We start from the raw sequence: 17961 nt of genomic DNA, 5'->3' as shown, positions 1-17961 counted from the left end.
TCAGGACAAAACCTCCGGCAACCACAGGGTAATCTGCGGAAACAGCGTCAATACGGCCACCGCTGCCAACAGAATCAGCCAGTAAGGCAAGGATGCCCAGGCTGCTGACGGCACACTGACATCGCCTTTGGTGATCGAACTCAGCACAAACAGGTTGAGGCCAACCGGTGGCGTGATCATGCCGACTTCCATCAGCAGGGTCACCACAATGCCGAACCAGACCGGATCAAAGCCGAGGCTGGTGACCATCGGGAAGGTGATCGGCAGCGTCATCAACAGCAATGAAATGCCATCGAAGAAACAACCTAACACCAGATAGACAACCACTACCATCAACAACACGCCGTAACGATCCAGCCCCAGTTCGGAAATCATGCCGACGGCTTCACGCGGCAACCCCAACAGGCTAACCGCCTGTGCCAGAATCACAGTGCCGACCAGAATCAGCGCCACCGCACTGAACATCATGGCGCTGCTGCGCAGTGCCTGCCACAGCAGTTTCCAGGTCAAATCGCCCCAGAAAAAGCCCAACAACACAGATACACCAACGCCCATCGCAGCCGCTTCGGTGGGCGTTGCAATGCCCATATAAATGGTGCCCAGCACAAAGAAAATCAGGATCGGCAACGGCCATACCTGCAGCAAGCCCTGACCAACGTCTTTCCAGCTGAAGGGCTCGGTGTTTGCTGGAGCGACCTGGCTGCCAACACGGGCACGGATATAGATCCAGACAAAAAATGCCGTCGAGATCATTAGCCCCGGCAGCAAGCCAGCGAGGAACAGACGGCCAATCGACACTTCCTGGGTAGCACCATAAATCAGCAACGACAGACTCGGGGGAATCAGCAATCCCAAGGTGCCACCGGCCGCCAGAGACCCCACCACCATGTTGGGTTCATAACCGCGCTGTTTCAGTTCCGGGTAACTGACCGAACCAATCGCCGCAGCCGTTGAGGTACTGGAACCACTCACCGCACCGAACAGGGTACAAACGGCAATATTGGTATGCAGCAATTGCCCCGGCAGGCAGCGAAACAGCGGCGTCAGGCCGTTATACACCCGGGTTGAAACACCACTGGCCAGCAGAATATCGCCCAGCATAATAAACAGCGGTACGGCGCTGAGGGTAAAGTCTGTCAGCAGGTTCCAGGCCGAGTTGATCGCCAGCGATGTCGCTCCATTGGCCATAAAGTGCAGCAGAATAAAGCCGGTCAGGCCCAATGCTGCCCCCAGCAGGGCACCACTGGCAAGCAACACCGCCAGACTGGAACCCAGAATCATCCAGCTCATATACGCTCCTCCCCGGTCTGGATTTCACCCGTGGTAATCAGCCGCCACAGCGCCCGCAACTCAACCAGCAAACACACCGCCATGGCCGCTGGCATCAGCGCCATCCAGGGCCACAACAGCAGGCCACTGACGTCCGAACGGGACTCGATCATTTTCGAGAAGTCCATGAAATTCCAGGACTCATAAACAAACACCGAGGCAAAGGTAAAAAAGATCAGGCAAGCACCAAAGCGGCAGAGCCGCTGCCCTAATGGACCAAATCGCTCGGTCAGAATCGTCAGCCGGATATGCTCGGCACGATCCATCACGTAGGGAAAGGTGGTAAATGCCAGCGTTACGAACAGCAACCCTGCCAGCTCGTCAGAAAAGGAAATCGGCGCTCCGGCCAGATAACGCAACAGGGCACTGGCCAGAATCAGCAACGCCATGGCGGCGCCAGCCAGTACCCCGATGTAGAACAGCGCCTGGACCATACGATCCAGGGCTTTTGACAGCAAACCAGTCATCGATCAAACCGGTCCGGTTATTCGGCCTTGGCCGTTAACTGCTGTTGTTGCTGGGCCAGGGTGGAGACGGTGTTGTAGTACTCCATACCTTTCTCACCAGACTTCTCGGCCATTTCTTTCCAGGCATCCATGGCAGCTGCCACAAAGGTCTTCACATCGGCATCGCTGAATGGTGGCAAGACGGTAATGCCCAGCTGTTTGCGTTCTTCACGAGCGGCCGCTTCGCGAGCCGGATCGACGGCGACTGCCTTGCTTTCCTGCCAGGTTTCTTCACCGGCGTCAGTGATGGCCTGCTGCTGTTCAGGGGTCAGGGAATCCCAGGTCTTGTCGCTGACACCAAACATCCATGGTGAGGCTGCCCAGGGGTGCAGGTAGGATTCGTATTTGGTCACTTCCTGCAGCGAGACGGTTTTGGCCACTGTCGACAGGTAATAGGCACAATCAACCACTCCGGTTTGCAGCGCCAGATACATATCGTTCTGGCCAATCACCTGAGCGGAAATGCCCAGTTTCTTGAAGGTATCGACCAGGTGACCGGACCATACCCGCACTTTCTTGTCTTTCAGTTGCTCCAGCGAATCGACCGGCTCCTTGCAGTGCAGGCCCACATCAAATACCGGTGCCACCACGCCGCCAGCGGTATGGATACCCCAGCCAGCATAGGCTTCACGGTAGATGCTGCGCAGGGTTGGCAGCAGCGCCAGATGCTGGGATGACTCAGTAATTGCGCCCTGCGCATAAACAGACGCCAACGCTGGTGCATCGCGCTTGTAGTACTCACCGTACATCAGCGCCATATCCACCATACCGGCCTTGAGAATACGCAGCATATCGGCTTCTTTCAGGCCCAGAGAACCGGCGTGATACACCTCAACCTGCAGACTGCCGTGGGTTTTTTCCTTTACCCGCTCGGCGAATTTTTCGATATAGGCCGCTTCCGGGCGCGTTTGCGCCAGACCACTGTGAAACTTCAGAACCCGCACGTCATCTGCCAGCGCACTTGCGGTTAACGCAATGCTGCCGAGCAGGGTGGATCCCATGACCAGTTTTTTGAATAAACCCATAAAGGTACTCCATAGCTGTTGGCTGACCTGCAACGCAGGCTTGGACAGGTGTTCTATGGATGCTATGGAGGCTATTGCCAGACGATTCGACTGGCTGCGACGGATCTGTCGCAATCAGGCGATCAATAACAAGAAAGGGGGCTTTGGCAGCATTGCCCTGACAACCGCAAATTCCCAGACAGAATCGGAGAGCACTACCATCCAATGAAATCCTTTTGCACAACAGCTCAATAGCGACACATTAATGGCAATTACAGACATGCGCTGGTTACCACGCGGCGTTCCAGCAAGATTGATTCCATAAAGTCATTAATCGAGTTCCATCAACGAAATACTCATAAGCGCAAAAAATTTGCCTTTTGACGTTTGTCTGACAATTGGGTCGTTTTTGATCAAACAGGCTATAAATCCAGTATCTATGCGGGTTTATCTGTTGTGACCCAGTTCATGAAAATGTCACAGAAATACCAAATAGCCATTACAAGTTAGTTTTTCTCATCATTAAGCTGAAAAACACTCGCTTTTTTAAGACCAAGGTCTAGTGCACTATGCACTCATCGACAGACAACAACCTTTTGAGGAATACAAAATGACCAACGAATTCGTAGTAGACGTAGAAAAAGCCATCGCTGACGCCAAAGCTGCCCGTTCCGCTCTGCTGGCTGAAATCTTCTCTTCCCTGTTTGCCAAAGTTAAAGTTGCCCTGACCAGCAAGAAAACTGAAAAACTGGTTGCTGCTCACTAAGAGCCCAACAACCTGATACCCGCCAGGTGATCGGCCGACTGTAAGGAACCAAGAACAACTCCTCCTTGCTGTCAGGCACAACCTGGGGCGAAAGACCAAACTCCTCCGCAAGACCTCTCAAAACATCCCAAACGCAGCTCGTTTTACAATCTCCGTAAGATCACATTTCATTCTGCTGATGTACTGGCTTTACCTGCCGGTTGTTTGCTAACGAAGCCACTCTTCAAGTTCAAAACTCATAAAACCATCACATTGATTCCTCCCCGGCTCTTCAAAATCAGAGCAAGGTCCCGTATTGGCACGAACAGGAGGAAATCATCGTTGATTGGCGTTAGCTTGAACCCAAAAGGAGTTGACGTTATGGACTATAAAATCAGTATTTTGAGAAATGATAAAAGCGGCACCTTGAAGTTTGTTGGTAACGGCAAAGAAGTCAGCTGTACATGCTATTGGAATCTGAGCAAAAAATTCCTGCCGGTGTTTATCCAAAATGTTCAGCAACAACCATGGCCAGAAAGAAAAACTCCAAAGGACTACCTCGGGAGGCCATTTTCATACCAAAGGTAGAAGGCTTCACGGGTATTTTTATTCATATGGGCAAACCCCCATACGAAAACTGGTCGGATGGCTGTATCGTTGTTGATGAAGAAAAAATAATTGAAATTTATAACTCGATCGATTCCAAAGATGCCCAGAACGTAACAGTGACTATCACAGGATAATCCCATGAAAGTTATTTCAGCGATGATTGTCCTGCTACTATCGCTAGGTGCCAACCAGGCGCTTTCAGCCGCTATGGATCAGCCTCTTTCAGCTGATGAAAGCTACCTGTTCAAAGCCTATTTAAATCAGCTGCCAGACAACGAACTGAAGACATTCAAACAGCTGGAAAGTATCTACCTGTCACTGCTGCAAAAAGACAATCCACCGGGCCAGCTAAATGAAGACGATATCAAGCTGATTCTTTTATTTGCCAGATATTCCAACGATCACAACAATGCTGCTTTTCAGGAATACCTGAGATCCGACCTGCTCCCTGTATACCAGCACAACGAAAAGCAGTTCATGAAAGTATTGAAGGATTTGCCTTTTTTTCTGACTACGGCCTGTGATTTCTTTAACAGCCACTTCGGATTTGAAGAAACAGGAAGCGAAGGTAAACCCGCTTTTATTCGTAACCTGAAGCAAAATCTGGAAAAGGACTTCAATTCCAGCGACACCGACTCATGCCTGTCAGAATTCAAATAGAACACTGCCTGGCAACACTTGAGCTTACCGGCTGCCTCACAGAGGCAGCCGGTAAGCCTGAACTCAGAACGGTACGTCTTCGTCGTAGTCCGGCATCATCTGGGAGAATGGGCCACCGCCATTATTAGCCACAGGCTGGTTACCACCGGCGGCTTCCACTCGCCAGGCTTGCAGGCTGGTGAAACATTTTTCCGGCTTGCCCGGAGAATTCCACAAACGGCCAGTCAGATTGAAGGTCACCATCAGTTCGTCGCCAGGCTGGAACTGATCCATCAGGGCGCACTTGTCCTTCACCAGCTCAAAAGCCACGTAGTTAGGATATTCAGCGCGCTCACCTTCGCCAGTCAGCTTGATGACGAATTCACGCTTGGTAAAACCGTTCTGACCGTAGGATTTGGTTTCGTCGATCGAGTGCACAACACCCTGGACTTCGAAGCTTTTGGACATGAGTAACTCACCTGTGAAATTTGCCGGGAATCATAACATTGATACCGGTAACAAAAACCGCAGCGGCGGATTTTCTCCGGCGGCTGTCACAAATCGATACGCTGGCGGTTCAGGCGGAAAATATAAGACGTCGGCCCGAAGGCCGACGTTGCGGGGGGCGCAGGCCACCGGGAAACCTCCCGGCCACCATGCTCGTTGTCAGGCAGGACGATTACTTCTGGAATTCCGGATAGGCTTCCATTCCGCATTCGTGCTTGTCCATACCTTCCATTTCTTCTTCCTCGCTCACGCGCAGGCCAATGATCGCCTTGATCACCAGCAGCGTGATGAAGGAAGCAACAAACATCCAGGCGAAAGTCGCCGCAGTACCAATCAACTGGCCCATAAAGGTGGCGTCCTCGTTGCTCAGCAGCACAGCGAAAATGCCCCAGATACCAGCGGCACCGTGGACAGAAATCGCACCAACCGGGTCATCCAGCTTGAGCTTGTCCATGGTCAGTACAGAAATCACCACCACCAGACCACCGACCGCACCAATCACAGAGGCCATGCCAGCACCTGGCTGCAATGGTTCAGCGGTAATCGCGACCAGACCGGCCAAGGCACCGTTGATCGTCATGGTCAGGTCAGTCTTGCCGAACAGCAAACGGGCAAACAGTGCCGCAGCCACCATACCGGCAGCCGCCGCGGCGTTGGTGTTGACAAAGATTTTGGCCACTGCGTTGGCTTCATCAACATTGGCAATTTTCAGCTCGGAACCGCCGTTAAAGCCGAACCAGCCCATCCACAGAATGAACATGCCGAGCGTCGCCATTGGCAGGTTGGCACCGGGAATCGCCCGAACTTCACCATTAGGACCATAGCGTCCCTTGCGTGGACCAACCAGCAGTACCGCCGCCAACGCCGCGGAAGCGCCAGCCATGTGAACCACCACAGAACCCGCGAAGTCCTGGAAGCCCAGTTCGTCGAGGAAACCACCGCCCCATTTCCAGTAGCCTTCAACCGGATAAATCACCGCAACCATAACCACGGAAAACGCCAGGAAAGGCCACAGGCGCATACGCTCGGCCACGGCACCGGACACAATCGACATGGTCGCGGCAGCAAAAACGGCCTGGAAGATAAAGTCAGCCATGCTGGAGTAATAAGGCGCGTCATCACCACCAGCGGTGACAGCAGCCACGGTGTTGTCGTCGCCCAGCAGCATCGACAAGCCCGGAATAAAGCTGTTTACCGGGTCCGCCGGATACATGATGTTGTAGCCAACCAACAAATAAACAATACAGGCGATGCCATACAGCAAGGCGTTCTTGTTAAGAATTTCAACCGTGTTTTTGCCTCGTACCAGACCGGCTTCGAGCATGGCGAAACCGGCCGCCATCCACATCACCAGCACGGTGCACATGAGGAAATAGAAGGTATCGAGCGCGTACGACAACTCGATCGGTAATGTATCCATAAAGGACTGCTCCTGACTCTTTCATATTAAGAATTTTTATTTCTTTTTAGGAATATGAAAGAAGCATGCCAACTGACAGAAATCGACATAAAACCCCCAGTCTTGCCGCCAAAGTGCCCTTTTGGCTTTTGAGGATGCACCAAAGAACTACATGATATTTTTATTCTGCACAGGAATAAGTCATAAATATCAGTTGGTTGAAGGTCTTATTTGCGCAGTTTTCAGGAAAAATGCTGCCCGCTGATCCGACTCGCACCTGGATTCCAGAGCAAATCGACAATGACGCTGAAGCCCGACTCAGCGGTCCTGTTCAACGCAGCGCCTGAATCCCTTTGGCCATTTGCGCAACGGCCTGTGACGCGGTCATCGTCCGGCTGTGATAGAAACGGCTGGTTGAGCTGACAATCAGATCGCGGATAGCGGGTGTCTGGGCCATGCCGTGAGCAATGGAGGGCACCAGCTTGCCCATTGCAGCGGCCGCCATAAAATCGTTCATGCTGGCCTGGGCGCAGCTGTCAAACGGCTTACGATCCATCCCCTGACGCGCCGGAATCGATCCCTTGGCAAGGTTAAAAGCCTGCTGGAATGCCGGTTCCATCATCAGTTTTGCCATATCCGCCTGCGCCTGGCGGGCGCTGTCGCCGCTGAGCTGGAACATGGCAAAGCTGTCGACGTTATAGATAAAGCCGTCGCTGGTATCGGGTGCAGCGATACAAACAAAGTCCACCCCGGGGTTTTTGCCAGCACTGGTGAATTCGCCTTTGGCCCAGTCACCCATGATCTGCATCGCTGCCTGACCGTTCACCACCATACTGGTGGCAATGTTCCAGTCGCGGCCGAGCACATCAGCATCGATAAAATCGCGGCTGCGTTTAAAGGTTTCAAACACCTTGATCATGGTTGGCCCGCTCAATGCGGCCGGGTCCAGCTCAACCAGTGCACGGCGATAGAAATCCGCGCCGCCAATGCCCAGCGCCATCACTTCGAACAGGGTACCGTCCTGCCAGGCTTGCCCGCCTTGAGCCAGCGGCGTGATACCGTATTCCTGCAGTTGCCTGGCGACATCGAAAAACTCATCCCAGCTGGTCGGAATGGCCAGCCCGTATTGCCGAAACAGCGCCGGATTGGCCCACAAGCCATTAACCCGATGAATATTGATAGGCACGGCGACGTAGTGCCCCTGATAAGTCACCAGCTCACGTATCACTTCAGGCAAGCGTTGATCCCAGTGTCCGGCAACGGCAACGTCGTCCAGCTCAGTCAACAAGCCCTCACGCGCCCATTGCTGGATCAAAGGTCCCTTGAGCTGTGCAGCCGAAGGGGGAAAACCGGCGACAATGCGCGCTTGCAAGGCCACCATGGCGGAATCACCGCCGCCACCCGTTACGCTGGCGTCTTTCCAGTGATGGCCCTGCTGCTCCAGCTGTTGTTTCAAAACCTGAATGGCCGACGCTTCGCCAGCCGATGTCAGAAAGTGCAGCACTTCCACATCGCCTGCCCTGGCGTTGGCGGTCATCAGAATCGTCAACAGCAGCAAAGCTGCAATTCTATGCATAGTCCCAGTCCTTTTTATGCCTGTTATTCTGCTGTCTATAACCAGACAGCACTTGTCTGAGGTTAGCATGGCCGCAGCAACAAGGCCGACAGACCTGCCATGCCTTGCGCCGTGTCAGTATTGATGGTGCTCAACTGCATCAGTGACGAACCAATGTCCTACCGAAACAGTTACGTAAATTTCACAAAAATCCATTTGAATCCAAAATAGCAGCTGCCTAATATCAGATCAGATTTGTTAAATAATCACCAAAAAGCATCTTTTTATTGCTACCGAGAACAGCATGAGTTCCCAAGCTTGTGACATCGTCATATTTGGCGCACTGGGAGACCTCACCCAGCGCAAATTGATTCCTGCCCTGTTTCAACTGGCACGCGCCGGACTGTTGCACGAGCACAGCCGCATTGTTGGCGTCGCCCGTAATGAGCAGGACAGTACGGCGTTTATTCAGACCTGTCTGGCCAGCCTGCAGCGCTTTGTGGCGGCCGATTACCGTAGCGACAGCGAGCTCGACGCCTTTGCCAAACGCCTGAGTTATGTGCAGGTCGATTTCAAACAGCCAGAGCAATATCAGCCGCTGGCGCAGCAATTGGAAAGCGGCTCGCAGGAACGGGTATTTTATTTTGCCACCGCTGCCAGCCTGTTCGGGCTGGTGAGCGAGCACTTGCACAATGCCGGTTGCCTCAATGGCCAATCCCGTGTGGTGCTGGAAAAACCACTCGGTCACGACACCGAGTCGTCCAACCGCATCAACGAATACGTTGGCCGCTATTTTGAAGAGCGCCAGATCTTCCGTATCGACCATTACCTCGGCAAGGAAACCGTGCAAAACCTGCTGGCGCTGCGGTTTGCCAACCCGCTGTTTGGCAACCAGTGGTCGTGCAAGAACATCTCCCATATCGAAATTACGGTAGCGGAGAAAGTAGGTATTGAAGGCCGCTGGGGCTATTTTGATGAAGCCGGTCAGATGCGCGACATGGTGCAGAACCACCTGTTGCAGCTGCTCTGTCTGACCGCCATGGACCCACCGCTGAACCTCAGTGCCAATGCCATTCGCAACGAAAAGGTAAAGGTGTTACAGGCACTCAGCCCGGTGATCGCCAGCGGCCCCAACCGGGAAGTGGTGCGCGGTCGTTATGTCGATGGCCAGATTGATGACAAGCCGGTCCCCGGCTACCTCAATGAACCCGGAGCCAATCAGGACAGCTGTACCGAAACCTTTGTGGCGATCAAGGCCGAAATCCGCAACTGGCGCTGGGCTGGTGTACCCTTCTATTTGCGTACCGGCAAACGCATGAAGAAAAAGCTGTCGCAGATTACCGTGCACTTCAAACCGCCCAGCCACTATATATTTGACGAAGAGCAGCGTAACCAGGCCCACAACCGGCTCACCATCCGTTTGCAGCCAGACGAAGGTATCTCGCTGCAGATCCTCAATCAGGATCAGGATCTTGGTCACGACAATGGCCTCAAGGCCGGTTCATTGCGACTGGATTTTGCCCACGACTTTGGCAACCGCCGCATCCCGGATGCCTACGAGCGTTTGCTGCTGGAAGTGATCCGCGACAACCAGAACCTGTTTGTGCGGCGTGACGAAATCGAATACGCCTGGCAGTGGGTCGATCAGCTGCAGGCCCAGTGGGCCAATGACAGCACTCCGCCACAGCCTTATCCCGCCGGTAGCTGGGGGCCGAAAGGGGCGGACTTGCTGACGATGAAAAATGGCCACTGCTGGCACGAGGATTTGCCTGCGGGCTAATCCCACAAAACTGCCCGGAGCGCATCTTGCATTCAGTTTCCAGCCGCTGGCCAACCACCCTCTGACAGCCATCCGTTGGACAATAACAAGGAGTCTTGTATGACAACCACAGCCTATCCGCAGGACTTTATTCGCCAGATCGACGAACTGGTTGCGCTGGCACCGGTGGTGCCGGTAATCAAGATCGAACGGCTGGAAGACGCAGTACCACTGGCCCGCGCGCTGGTTGCCGGAGGTTTGCCGGTGCTCGAAATTACCCTGCGTACGGCCGTGGCGCTGGATGCCATCAAACACATCGTCGCCGAAGTTGAAGGTGCCCGGATTGGTGCAGGCACAGTGACCAATGTCACCAACCTGCAGCAAGCCATCGACGCTGGCAGCGAGTTTATCTTCACTCCCGGTGCCACACCTGAGCTGCTGGCAGGTGCGATTGCGGCCAATATCCCGATGATTCCCGGCATCCAGACCGTTTCAGAAATGATGGTGGCAATGGATCTGGGCTACCGCCGCTTCAAGTTCTTCCCGGCTGCCGCTGCCGGCGGCACTGCGGTGCTGAAATCCATCGCCGGGCCATTCCCCGATATTCGCTTTTGCCCCACCGGCGGCATCAGCCTCGCCAATGCCAACGAATACCTGGCGCTGAAAAACGTCATGTGTGTTGGCGGCAGCTGGGTGGTACCGGATGATCTGATCAAGGCAGGCGACTGGGCTGGTATTGAAAAGCTGGCGGCGGAAGCAGCGGCCTTGTGAGCCGTTTTTGTGCTCACGCAGGAGCAGGCTTTGTGGGTTGGGCCACGCCCAATGCACCGGGATCATGGCGCTAGCCACCGGCGCGTTACCAAGGTCGAATATTCACGCTAGCCCATAACCGCTGAACTTCTGTTTGTCACAGCCCGTCACCAGACTGAATGCTATTGGAAAATAGCCAAGGAGGCACCCAGCCATGTCCGCCGTTACTCGCTTACCCGCCTGGCAAGCGTTGCAACAACGTATCGACACAGCCCTCAATACGCCGATCAAATCCCTGTTCGATGACCCGGCGCGCTGCGGCCAATACACCCTCAAGGTGCAGAACATCCTGCTGGACATCTCCAAACAGCCAATCGACAACGACACCTTCGGGCTGTTGCTGCAACTGGCTGCAGAAGTCGATATCGAAAGTCGCCGGGAAGCCATGTTCAACGGCCAGCATATCAATGTCACCGAAGACCGGGCGGTGTTGCACACAGCGCTGCGTAATCGCAGCAATACGCCGGTGTACGTCGATGGCGAAGACGTGATGCCAATTATCGAGCATGAACTCAAGCGCATGCGGGTGTTCGTCAAGGCGGTGCGCAGCGGTCGCTGGCGCGGCTATTCCGGCAAGCGTATTACCGACGTGGTGAACATCGGCATCGGTGGCTCGGACCTTGGCCCACGCATGGTGACCCAGGCGCTCAAGCCCTATGCCGACGACCGTATTCGGGTGCACTTTGTTTCCAACGTCGACGGTGTCGAAATCGCCAATGTACTGCGCGAACTGAATCCGGAACGAGTACTGTTTGTGGTGGCGTCGAAAACCTTCACCACCAGCGAAACCATGACCAACGCCCAGACTGCTCGTAACTGGCTGATGGCTTCCTCCTTCGACAGCCGCGCCGTAGCCAAACACTTCGTGGCAGTATCCAGCAATGTGGCGGCGGTAAAAGCCTTTGGCATCAAGCCGGAAAATACCTTCCAGATGTGGGACTGGGTCGGCGGCCGCTTTTCACTATGGTCCGCGATTGGTCTGCCGATTGCGCTGTATCTGGGCTTCAAACAGTTCGAGGAACTACTGCAAGGCGCCCATGAAATGGACCTGCACTTCCGCCATGAACCCCTGAACAGCAATGCCCCCGTCTGGCTGGCGCTGACCACGCTGTGGAACAGTACTTTTCTGGGTCGCCAGAGTCAGGCAATTTTGCCCTACGACTGGCCGCTGGCGCGTTTTTCCGCCTACCTGCAACAGGCGGAGATGGAGTCCAATGGCAAGTCGGTTGATAGCCATGGCCAGCCAGTGCCCTACGGCACCGGCTCGATCATCTGGGGCCAGCTCGGCATTGATGGCCAACACGCGTTTTACCAGTATCTGCACCAGGGCAACGCCGTGGTTCCCGCCGACTTTATTGGCTCCATCGAATCCAGCACGCCGGTGCAGGGCCACCACGAAAAGCTGATGGCCAACTTTTTTGCCCAGACCGAAGCGCTGATGTGCGGCATCGACGCCGACCACGTGCGCACCGAACTGGCCGCCAAAGGGCTGGATGAAGCCCGCATTGAACAGCTGATTCCACACAAGGTGCACGAAGGTAACCGGCCTACCAACAGCCTGATTCTTGACCGCCTCGACCCGCGCACGCTGGGCGCCCTGATCGCCCTGTATGAACACAAGATTTTTGTACTGGGGTCAATCTGGGATATTTGTTCGTTTGACCAGTGGGGCGTGGAACTGGGCAAGACTCTCGCCAAAGGGATTTTGCCGGAGCTGGAAGAAGGGGTACTGCGGGAAGGTCACGATGATTCCACTGCCAGCCTTATGACGTATTTTATCGAGCAGCGTCGGGCATTAAAGGCTCGGGAGTAAAGCAAAATCGGGAATAAATTCCCTCCTGCATAGCCTGCGGGAGAGAATTTATTCGCGAGCCAATCAAGGCCTCAGGCCAAACCTCAGAAATCGTAGGTTGCGCCCAGGTTAATCCGACGACCATCCAGTACAACACCGTAGCTATCACTGGTGATTTCCACATTGGCAACGTTGTACACACCACCAATCAGCCGCAGCTGCTCGGTTGGCTGCCAGGTCGCACCAATATCACCAACGGTATAGGCAGGCGTACCATCACTCATGGACGTGCGGCTGAGGTAGTCCGAGGTTTCACCACGATAGTTCACCCGACCCCAGACGTTAACGTCGTACATGGCGTACCAGTCGAGGCTGACGTTGGCCATTTGCTTGGGAATCTTGTTCAGCGGCTGGCCCTTGTAGTCACCGGTTTTCTGTTCGGAGTCTGTGTAGGTGTAGCTACCGTTAAATTCCACGCTGTCGCTCAACCAGCTGTTGAGAGACAGTTCCACGCCATGCATTTCCGCTTCGCTGATATTGCGGTAGGTGCTGAGGAAGTAGTAGTTATTGCCGCCGTATTCACATTCGTAATCGGTGTAGTCGTTACGACCAACCGTATCACTGCTTTCGCACAGACGATCTTCAGCAATCTTGTTTTTGAAGGTGGTCTGGAACACGGTCATGCTGGTGTTGACGATGTCGTTATTGAAGATCAGACCAAATTCATAGTTCACACTGGTTTCCGGATCGAGATCCGGGTTACCGATAATCAATGCCCGCGCAATTGAAGTGCCGTCTGCAGTCACGTTGGGAGAGCCGCTGCCTCCGGTTCCCTGACCAAATCCTTCGGTGGCATTCGGCAGCGATGGCTGCGAATAACCGGTGGAAATCCCACCCTTGACCGTCAGCTCATCCGTCGCCCGCCAGTTGGCGTAGACCCGTGGAGAGAAATGGCCGCCGAAGAACTCGTCATCGTCGTAACGCAGGCCGGTAGTGATGCCGAGGTTCTCAATAAAGCGCCATTCTACTTCGGTGAAAACCGCGCCAATCCAGCGATCCATGGTGTCCACCGCACCATCAACGCTGGCACTCAGCAAACCATTGGTTTCGTTGACCAGTTCTTCGTGTTTGTAGCGGCCACCAAAGGTGTAGGTGTGGTTCTCACCCATGTAGGTGGCCTGGCTGTTGAGGGTGATGATTTTTTCCTGCTTGTCGGAAGTCTGTACCTTGTCCGAGGTGTCTTGCTGCAAATAGCTTTCGACGATCAGATTGCCGTAATAACCGGAATGGGTGACCGCCTGCATGACCTTTTCATATTCATAGGAGGTTTTGTCATCATCCTCTGCCAGCGATTTGCCTGGCGTATGGGTGTAACGCTGCTTCGAACGGTCGTAAGAAATACCAAGACGGTTGCTGTCATCAACCTGCCAGTTCAGCCGACCACCCAGAGAACGGGTGCTGGAATCCGGATTACTGGCGGCAGAATCATCCTCGCCTGCATAGTCACTTTCATCGGTGTGCTGGAAGCTGCCGGTCAGCTCCAGGCCCAGCTTGCCATCGATCAGCGGACCACCCAGATACAGATCGGTGTTGTATTCGTCATTACTGATGTCATTGACCGATTTGGTGTAGTCAGCAGCAATCGAACCGCCCCACTGCTCGGGGGCTACCCGGGTAATGACGTTGACCACACCACCCATGGCTTCAGAACCATAAAGCGACGACATCGGCCCGCGAATAACCTCGATTCGCTCAATCATCGACAGCGGCGGCATACCAATCTGCTTGCCACCATCGGTGCCATTGGTGTTGACGTTACGACCTGAGGAAATCGGCCGACCATCAACCAGATAGAGGGTGTAGGCATCGTCCATACCACGGATGGTAATGTCCTGCATGTTGCCGCCGCCATTGACGTAAACACCGGGAATATCCTTCACCGCATCGACGATCGAGCTGTAGGATTTCTTGCGTAGCTCTTCGGCGGAAATCACCGTAATCGACGCCGGAGCATCAATCACTTCCTGAGCGTGACCAGCAGCAGTAACAACAATTTCTTCAACATCGTCCTTGTCCGGTGCCGCCAGTGCCACCGGCACACCACCAACACAAAAAGAAGTTGTCACCAAAAACAGTTTGCTGCGTGCAAACTTGCCAAGTGGATTGCCAGCCATCATTTGCTATCTCCGATACATCCGATCCGTTCTCAATGCCCCGGGTTCAGGCATCGACCAATATTTACGCAAATGATTAATAATCTCATTTGCATTGAATATATAAGGAAATAGAACGATGTATCCAATTGCGCCAAACCGGGCGTGAGATAGCTTGAATACTGGATTGATCCATCCAGGAAACAGTGATGATAAATTTTGTTAAATGCTGTTAAGTTTCATTAAATGTTTATCAACAGACATCAAAAACTGCCAACAATCGTCACTCCGTTGCCAGATAGGGTCCGCTCAGGAGTTCAGATCGGTACCTGAGGTATAGGAATAAACCTCCAGATCCTGACGCTGTTGCCAGCCAAGATGCTGCCAGAACGCCTGTCCACCCGGGTTGGTTTTGAAAACAAAGACATGGGACTTATCAATCGCCTGCTGCTGCAGGGCAGCCAGACAGGTTTGCACCAGCAAACGGCCAAAGCCGTTACCACGCCAGGCGGATGCAACCGCCAGATGTTGGAGATAACCACGCTTGCCATCATGGCCAGCCATCAATGACCCCAGCAGTTCGCCATCGCGTTCAATAACAAAACTGAGGCCGGGGTTGCGATCAAGATAGCGGCTGACTCCTGCACGAGAATCCGCCGTGCGGATACTGATGCCATCGGTCTGCTGCCAGAGCTGCAACAAGGCATCGTAGTCATTGATATTCATCGGCCGCAGCCACTGATTGACCAGCATTTATTGGGACTGGCTCACCTGAACATCAGCGCCTTCACTGTCAGCCTGATTGACAGATGCCTGCTGTTCACGCGCCTTGCGGGCAGCTTCCCACTCCGCCACTTCTTCACGGTAAATATCCCAAACGCAGCGGTCACAACCGCTTTCACAACATTCGTTATCACCCGGTGGCAAAGGTTTGTCGTCACACATAACAGGCTGCTCTCTGATGAAAATGAGCCGTCAGTATATCACCCGGCAGGCATATCACTATTGGTCTGACTGCACTACCGAATTCCGTAATCCACCCCATATCCGCTAGAAACCCTACTATTTGTACTGTTAGCAAATAACGATCCTGACCAGCCGTTCACTCTATATTGACCCAAATATCATCCCAATTGGCTCATTTTGAGACATTCGGATTTGTGACAGAAAAATGACGGCGTATTTTGCCTTGTAGCAATCGTGAACAAGGATCCCATATGGAAACCACAATGACGGAGTTGGAAGCGCTCCTGATGCAACGGTCACTGACCGATCCTGAATTGCTCGAAGCCGCTTCCAAAGCCAGCGATTTTCGCATTCTGCCCAACGCCTCCGTCATCAAAATTGGCGGCCAAAGCCTGTTTGACCGTGGTCGGGCGGCTATCTACCCACTGGTTGATGAAATCATCGAAGCCCGCAAGCAGCACAAAATGCTGATCGGTACCGGTGCCGGTACCCGCGCCCGCCACCTCTATTCCATCGCCGCCGACCTCGACCTGCCAGCGGGTTTCCTGTCCCAGCTGGGCTCGTCGGTGGCTTCACAAAACGCCGAAATGCTCGGTCAGCTGCTGGCGCAGCACGGTATTTCCACCGTCAGCGAAGCCGGTTTATCCACCGTGCCGCTGTTTCTGGCGGAAGTGAACGCGGTGATTTTCTCTGGCATGCCGCCGTACAAACTGTGGATGCGCCCGGCCGCCGAAGGCGTGATTCCGCCTTATCGTACCGACGCTGGCTGCTTCCTGATGGCGGAACAGTTCGGCTGCAAGTCGATGATCTATGTGAAAGACGAAAACGGCCTCTACACCGACAACCCGAAAACCGCCAGCAACCCAACCTTTATTCCAAAGATCTCGGTCGATGAAATGAAATCCCTCGGGCTGCATGACTCAATTCTGGAATTCCCGGTGCTGGACTTGCTGAAGCAAGCCAAGCACGTGCGGCAGGTGCAGGTCGTCAACGGTCTGGTGCCCGGAAACCTCACCAGAGCCCTGGCAGGCGAACACGTCGGCACCATTATCACTGCGGATCAGGAGGCATAAGGCCATGACAGACAAACGCAAACACGTCGCCTCGCCACTGGCCCGTCAAACCCTGCTCGACAGTGACCTCGTTCGCCCTATTGCCGGTAAGCGGCCAATGCGGCTGTTACCCTGGCTGCAGGTTGTGAAAATCGGTGGCCGCTCCATCATGGATCGGGGCCGTGAAGCCATCGTCCCCATCGTTGAAGAGCTGCGTAAGTTACTGCCGGAACACCGCTTGCTGATTTTGACCGGTGCCGGTATTCGCGCCCGCCACCTCTACAGTGTTGGTCTGGATCTGGGGTTGCCGGTTGGTTCTCTGGCACCAATGGCCGCCAGTGAAGCCGGTCAGAACGGCCATATTCTGGCTGCCATGCTGGCCGCCGACGGCGTCTCCTACGTCGAGCATCCAACCGTGGCCGACCAGCTGGCGATTCACCTGTCAGCCACCCGCGCAGTCGTTGGCAGTGCCTTCCCTCCGTACCACCATCACGAATTCCCCGGCAGCCGCATTCCACCGCATCGGGGTGACACCGGCGCTTTCCTGCTGGCCGATGCTCTGGGAGCCGCCGGATTGACCATTGTCGAAGACGTTGATGGTGTCTACACCAGTGATCCCAACGCTGACAGTGCCGAAAAACCCGAGCTGTTGCGCGACGTCAGCTATACCGAGCTGGCCGCCATGCAAGGCACCCTGCCGTTTGATCGGGCGATGGTTGATGTGATGGCTAACGCCCGTCACCTGGAACGTATCCAGATTATCAATGGGCTGGTGCCAGGCCGCCTGACCGCTGCCCTGCGCGGCGAACACGCCGGTACCATTGTTCGTACCGGCGCGTATCCCGGCTGACACCTGTAGGGGGCATCTATTTAATCCAGTGCCCCCTGTAGTTCCGGCTTGACCTCGTTGCCACGTTCCGGCGTGGCAACACCTGCGCCTGTTCCTTTCCCCCATTGCCTGTCCAGACGGTCAAATTTCACCCGATCGGGTGAAGCGCTCCATTGACCAGATCATTACGCTGCAGACGTTTTCTGACACGAATATCTGTCAGTTCCCCCCTGCTTCCGCTTTTGGTGGTTTCCCTGTCTGCGGGATGGTGCCAACGGTCGCTCAATCATAGTGAAACATGGATAGG

Annotated in this window: 17 protein-coding genes; 8 read left to right on the top strand and 9 right to left on the bottom strand. The window is 54.4% G+C overall.

The window, feature by feature from the left end; genetic code table 11:
* From K6123_RS08430 to K6123_RS08420, 3 genes are read right to left on the bottom strand one after another with little or no spacing between them, the layout of a single operon-like run.
* Complete coding sequence (locus tag K6123_RS08430; RefSeq protein WP_221796521.1) at positions 1–1290, bottom strand: TRAP transporter large permease; 1290 nt, start codon at positions 1288–1290, stop codon at positions 1–3.
* Complete coding sequence (locus K6123_RS08425) at positions 1287–1796, bottom strand: TRAP transporter small permease (RefSeq protein ID WP_221796519.1); 510 nt, start codon at positions 1794–1796, stop codon at positions 1287–1289. The genes K6123_RS08430 and K6123_RS08425 overlap by 4 nt, the downstream gene beginning before the upstream one ends.
* 17 nt (positions 1797–1813) lie before the next feature.
* Positions 1814–2860 carry a TRAP transporter substrate-binding protein gene (locus K6123_RS08420; protein ID WP_221796517.1) on the bottom strand — a complete coding sequence of 349 codons (1047 nt, stop codon included), beginning with the start codon at positions 2858–2860 and terminating at the stop codon, positions 1814–1816.
* Between the two features lie 589 nt (positions 2861–3449).
* On the opposite strand from K6123_RS08420, the gene K6123_RS08415 reads away from it, so the two are divergent.
* The 3 genes from K6123_RS08415 (at position 3450) to K6123_RS08405 (ending at position 4853) form a co-directional block, all read left to right on the top strand.
* Positions 3450–3605, top strand: a complete 156-nt coding sequence (locus K6123_RS08415) for a hypothetical protein (protein ID WP_221796515.1) — start codon at positions 3450–3452, stop codon at positions 3603–3605.
* Positions 3606–4048: 443 nt separating this feature from the next.
* A complete protein-coding gene (locus K6123_RS08410) occupies positions 4049–4327 on the top strand; it encodes a L,D-transpeptidase family protein (RefSeq protein ID WP_221796514.1) in 279 nt (92 codons plus the stop codon).
* A 4-nt stretch (positions 4328–4331) separates the two neighbouring features.
* Complete coding sequence (locus K6123_RS08405) at positions 4332–4853, top strand: hypothetical protein (protein WP_221796512.1); 522 nt, start codon at positions 4332–4334, stop codon at positions 4851–4853.
* 63 nt (positions 4854–4916) lie between these two features.
* Here the strand turns inward: K6123_RS08405 and K6123_RS08400 are convergent, their stop codons facing one another.
* The 3 genes from K6123_RS08400 to K6123_RS08390 form a co-directional block, all read right to left on the bottom strand.
* On the bottom strand, positions 4917–5300 hold the full coding sequence (locus K6123_RS08400) for a DUF3127 domain-containing protein (RefSeq protein ID WP_221796510.1): 384 nt from the start codon (positions 5298–5300) through the stop codon (positions 4917–4919).
* Between the two features lie 211 nt (positions 5301–5511).
* Positions 5512–6759: an ammonium transporter gene (locus K6123_RS08395; RefSeq protein ID WP_221796508.1), complete on the bottom strand. Its 1248-nt coding sequence runs from the start codon at positions 6757–6759 to the stop codon at positions 5512–5514.
* 310 nt (positions 6760–7069) lie between these two features.
* The gene (locus K6123_RS08390) at positions 7070–8314 is read right to left on the bottom strand and encodes an ABC transporter substrate-binding protein (protein WP_221796506.1); all 1245 of its coding nucleotides are present in this window, start codon (positions 8312–8314) and stop codon (positions 7070–7072) included.
* Positions 8315–8597: 283 nt separating this feature from the next.
* On the opposite strand from K6123_RS08390, the gene zwf reads away from it, so the two are divergent.
* From zwf to pgi, 3 genes are all read left to right on the top strand, one after another.
* On the top strand, positions 8598–10073 hold the full coding sequence (zwf, locus tag K6123_RS08385; protein WP_221796504.1) for a glucose-6-phosphate dehydrogenase: 1476 nt from the start codon (positions 8598–8600) through the stop codon (positions 10071–10073).
* A 99-nt stretch (positions 10074–10172) separates the two neighbouring features.
* Positions 10173–10823, top strand: coding sequence for a bifunctional 4-hydroxy-2-oxoglutarate aldolase/2-dehydro-3-deoxy-phosphogluconate aldolase (locus tag K6123_RS08380; RefSeq protein WP_221796502.1), 651 nt, complete (start codon positions 10173–10175; stop codon positions 10821–10823).
* Between the two features lie 193 nt (positions 10824–11016).
* Entirely contained in the window at positions 11017–12675 is a 1659-nt protein-coding gene (gene pgi, locus K6123_RS08375; RefSeq protein ID WP_221796500.1) for a glucose-6-phosphate isomerase, read from the top strand.
* 83 nt (positions 12676–12758) lie between these two features.
* On the opposite strand, the gene K6123_RS08370 is transcribed toward pgi, so the two are convergent.
* The 3 genes from K6123_RS08370 to K6123_RS08360 all read right to left on the bottom strand — a co-directional run bounded on the left by K6123_RS08370 (position 12759) and on the right by K6123_RS08360 (position 15752).
* On the bottom strand, positions 12759–14831 hold the full coding sequence (locus K6123_RS08370; RefSeq protein WP_221796498.1) for a TonB-dependent receptor domain-containing protein: 2073 nt from the start codon (positions 14829–14831) through the stop codon (positions 12759–12761).
* A gap of 285 nt (positions 14832–15116) precedes the next feature.
* A complete protein-coding gene (locus K6123_RS08365) occupies positions 15117–15533 on the bottom strand; it encodes a GNAT family N-acetyltransferase (RefSeq protein ID WP_246624684.1) in 417 nt (138 codons plus the stop codon).
* A 27-nt stretch (positions 15534–15560) separates the two neighbouring features.
* Entirely contained in the window at positions 15561–15752 is a 192-nt protein-coding gene (locus K6123_RS08360) for an oxidoreductase-like domain-containing protein (RefSeq protein WP_221796494.1), read from the bottom strand.
* Positions 15753–16036: 284 nt separating this feature from the next.
* Between K6123_RS08360 and K6123_RS08355 the strand changes: the two genes are divergently transcribed.
* Together K6123_RS08355 and K6123_RS08350 are read left to right on the top strand one after the other, a co-directional pair.
* A complete protein-coding gene (locus K6123_RS08355) occupies positions 16037–16846 on the top strand; it encodes an amino acid kinase family protein (RefSeq protein ID WP_221796492.1) in 810 nt (269 codons plus the stop codon).
* Positions 16847–16850: 4 nt separating this feature from the next.
* Positions 16851–17675 (top strand): amino acid kinase family protein, encoded by an 825-nt coding sequence (locus tag K6123_RS08350; protein ID WP_221796489.1) that lies wholly within the window; start codon positions 16851–16853, stop codon positions 17673–17675.
* Positions 17676–17961 lie beyond the last annotated feature (286 nt).

Origin of the sequence: Oceanobacter mangrovi (assembly GCF_019740315.1) — a bacterium.
Classification (GTDB): domain Bacteria; phylum Pseudomonadota; class Gammaproteobacteria; order Pseudomonadales; family Oceanobacteraceae; genus Oceanobacter; species Oceanobacter mangrovi.
The sequence above is the reverse complement of the archived record's forward strand: the minus strand, read 5'-3'. Positions and strand labels throughout refer to the sequence as shown.

Coding starts and splice junctions, on each gene's coding strand:
- K6123_RS08400 (WP_221796510.1), bottom strand. CDS start 5,300: ATGTCCAAAAGCTTCGAAGTCCAGGGTGTTGTGCACTCGATCGACGAA.
- pgi (WP_221796500.1), top strand. CDS start 11,017: ATGTCCGCCGTTACTCGCTTACCCGCCTGGCAAGCGTTGCAACAACGT.
- K6123_RS08410 (WP_221796514.1), top strand. CDS start 4,049: ATGCTATTGGAATCTGAGCAAAAAATTCCTGCCGGTGTTTATCCAAAA.
- K6123_RS08390 (WP_221796506.1), bottom strand. CDS start 8,314: ATGCATAGAATTGCAGCTTTGCTGCTGTTGACGATTCTGATGACCGCC.
- K6123_RS08365 (WP_246624684.1), bottom strand. CDS start 15,533: ATGAATATCAATGACTACGATGCCTTGTTGCAGCTCTGGCAGCAGACC.
- K6123_RS08415 (WP_221796515.1), top strand. CDS start 3,450: ATGACCAACGAATTCGTAGTAGACGTAGAAAAAGCCATCGCTGACGCC.
- K6123_RS08430 (WP_221796521.1), bottom strand. CDS start 1,290: ATGAGCTGGATGATTCTGGGTTCCAGTCTGGCGGTGTTGCTTGCCAGT.
- K6123_RS08395 (WP_221796508.1), bottom strand. CDS start 6,759: ATGGATACATTACCGATCGAGTTGTCGTACGCGCTCGATACCTTCTAT.
- K6123_RS08350 (WP_221796489.1), top strand. CDS start 16,851: ATGACAGACAAACGCAAACACGTCGCCTCGCCACTGGCCCGTCAAACC.
- K6123_RS08425 (WP_221796519.1), bottom strand. CDS start 1,796: ATGACTGGTTTGCTGTCAAAAGCCCTGGATCGTATGGTCCAGGCGCTG.
- K6123_RS08355 (WP_221796492.1), top strand. CDS start 16,037: ATGACGGAGTTGGAAGCGCTCCTGATGCAACGGTCACTGACCGATCCT.
- K6123_RS08405 (WP_221796512.1), top strand. CDS start 4,332: ATGAAAGTTATTTCAGCGATGATTGTCCTGCTACTATCGCTAGGTGCC.
- K6123_RS08380 (WP_221796502.1), top strand. CDS start 10,173: ATGACAACCACAGCCTATCCGCAGGACTTTATTCGCCAGATCGACGAA.
- zwf (WP_221796504.1), top strand. CDS start 8,598: ATGAGTTCCCAAGCTTGTGACATCGTCATATTTGGCGCACTGGGAGAC.
- K6123_RS08370 (WP_221796498.1), bottom strand. CDS start 14,831: ATGATGGCTGGCAATCCACTTGGCAAGTTTGCACGCAGCAAACTGTTT.
- K6123_RS08360 (WP_221796494.1), bottom strand. CDS start 15,752: ATGTGTGACGACAAACCTTTGCCACCGGGTGATAACGAATGTTGTGAA.
- K6123_RS08420 (WP_221796517.1), bottom strand. CDS start 2,860: ATGGGTTTATTCAAAAAACTGGTCATGGGATCCACCCTGCTCGGCAGC.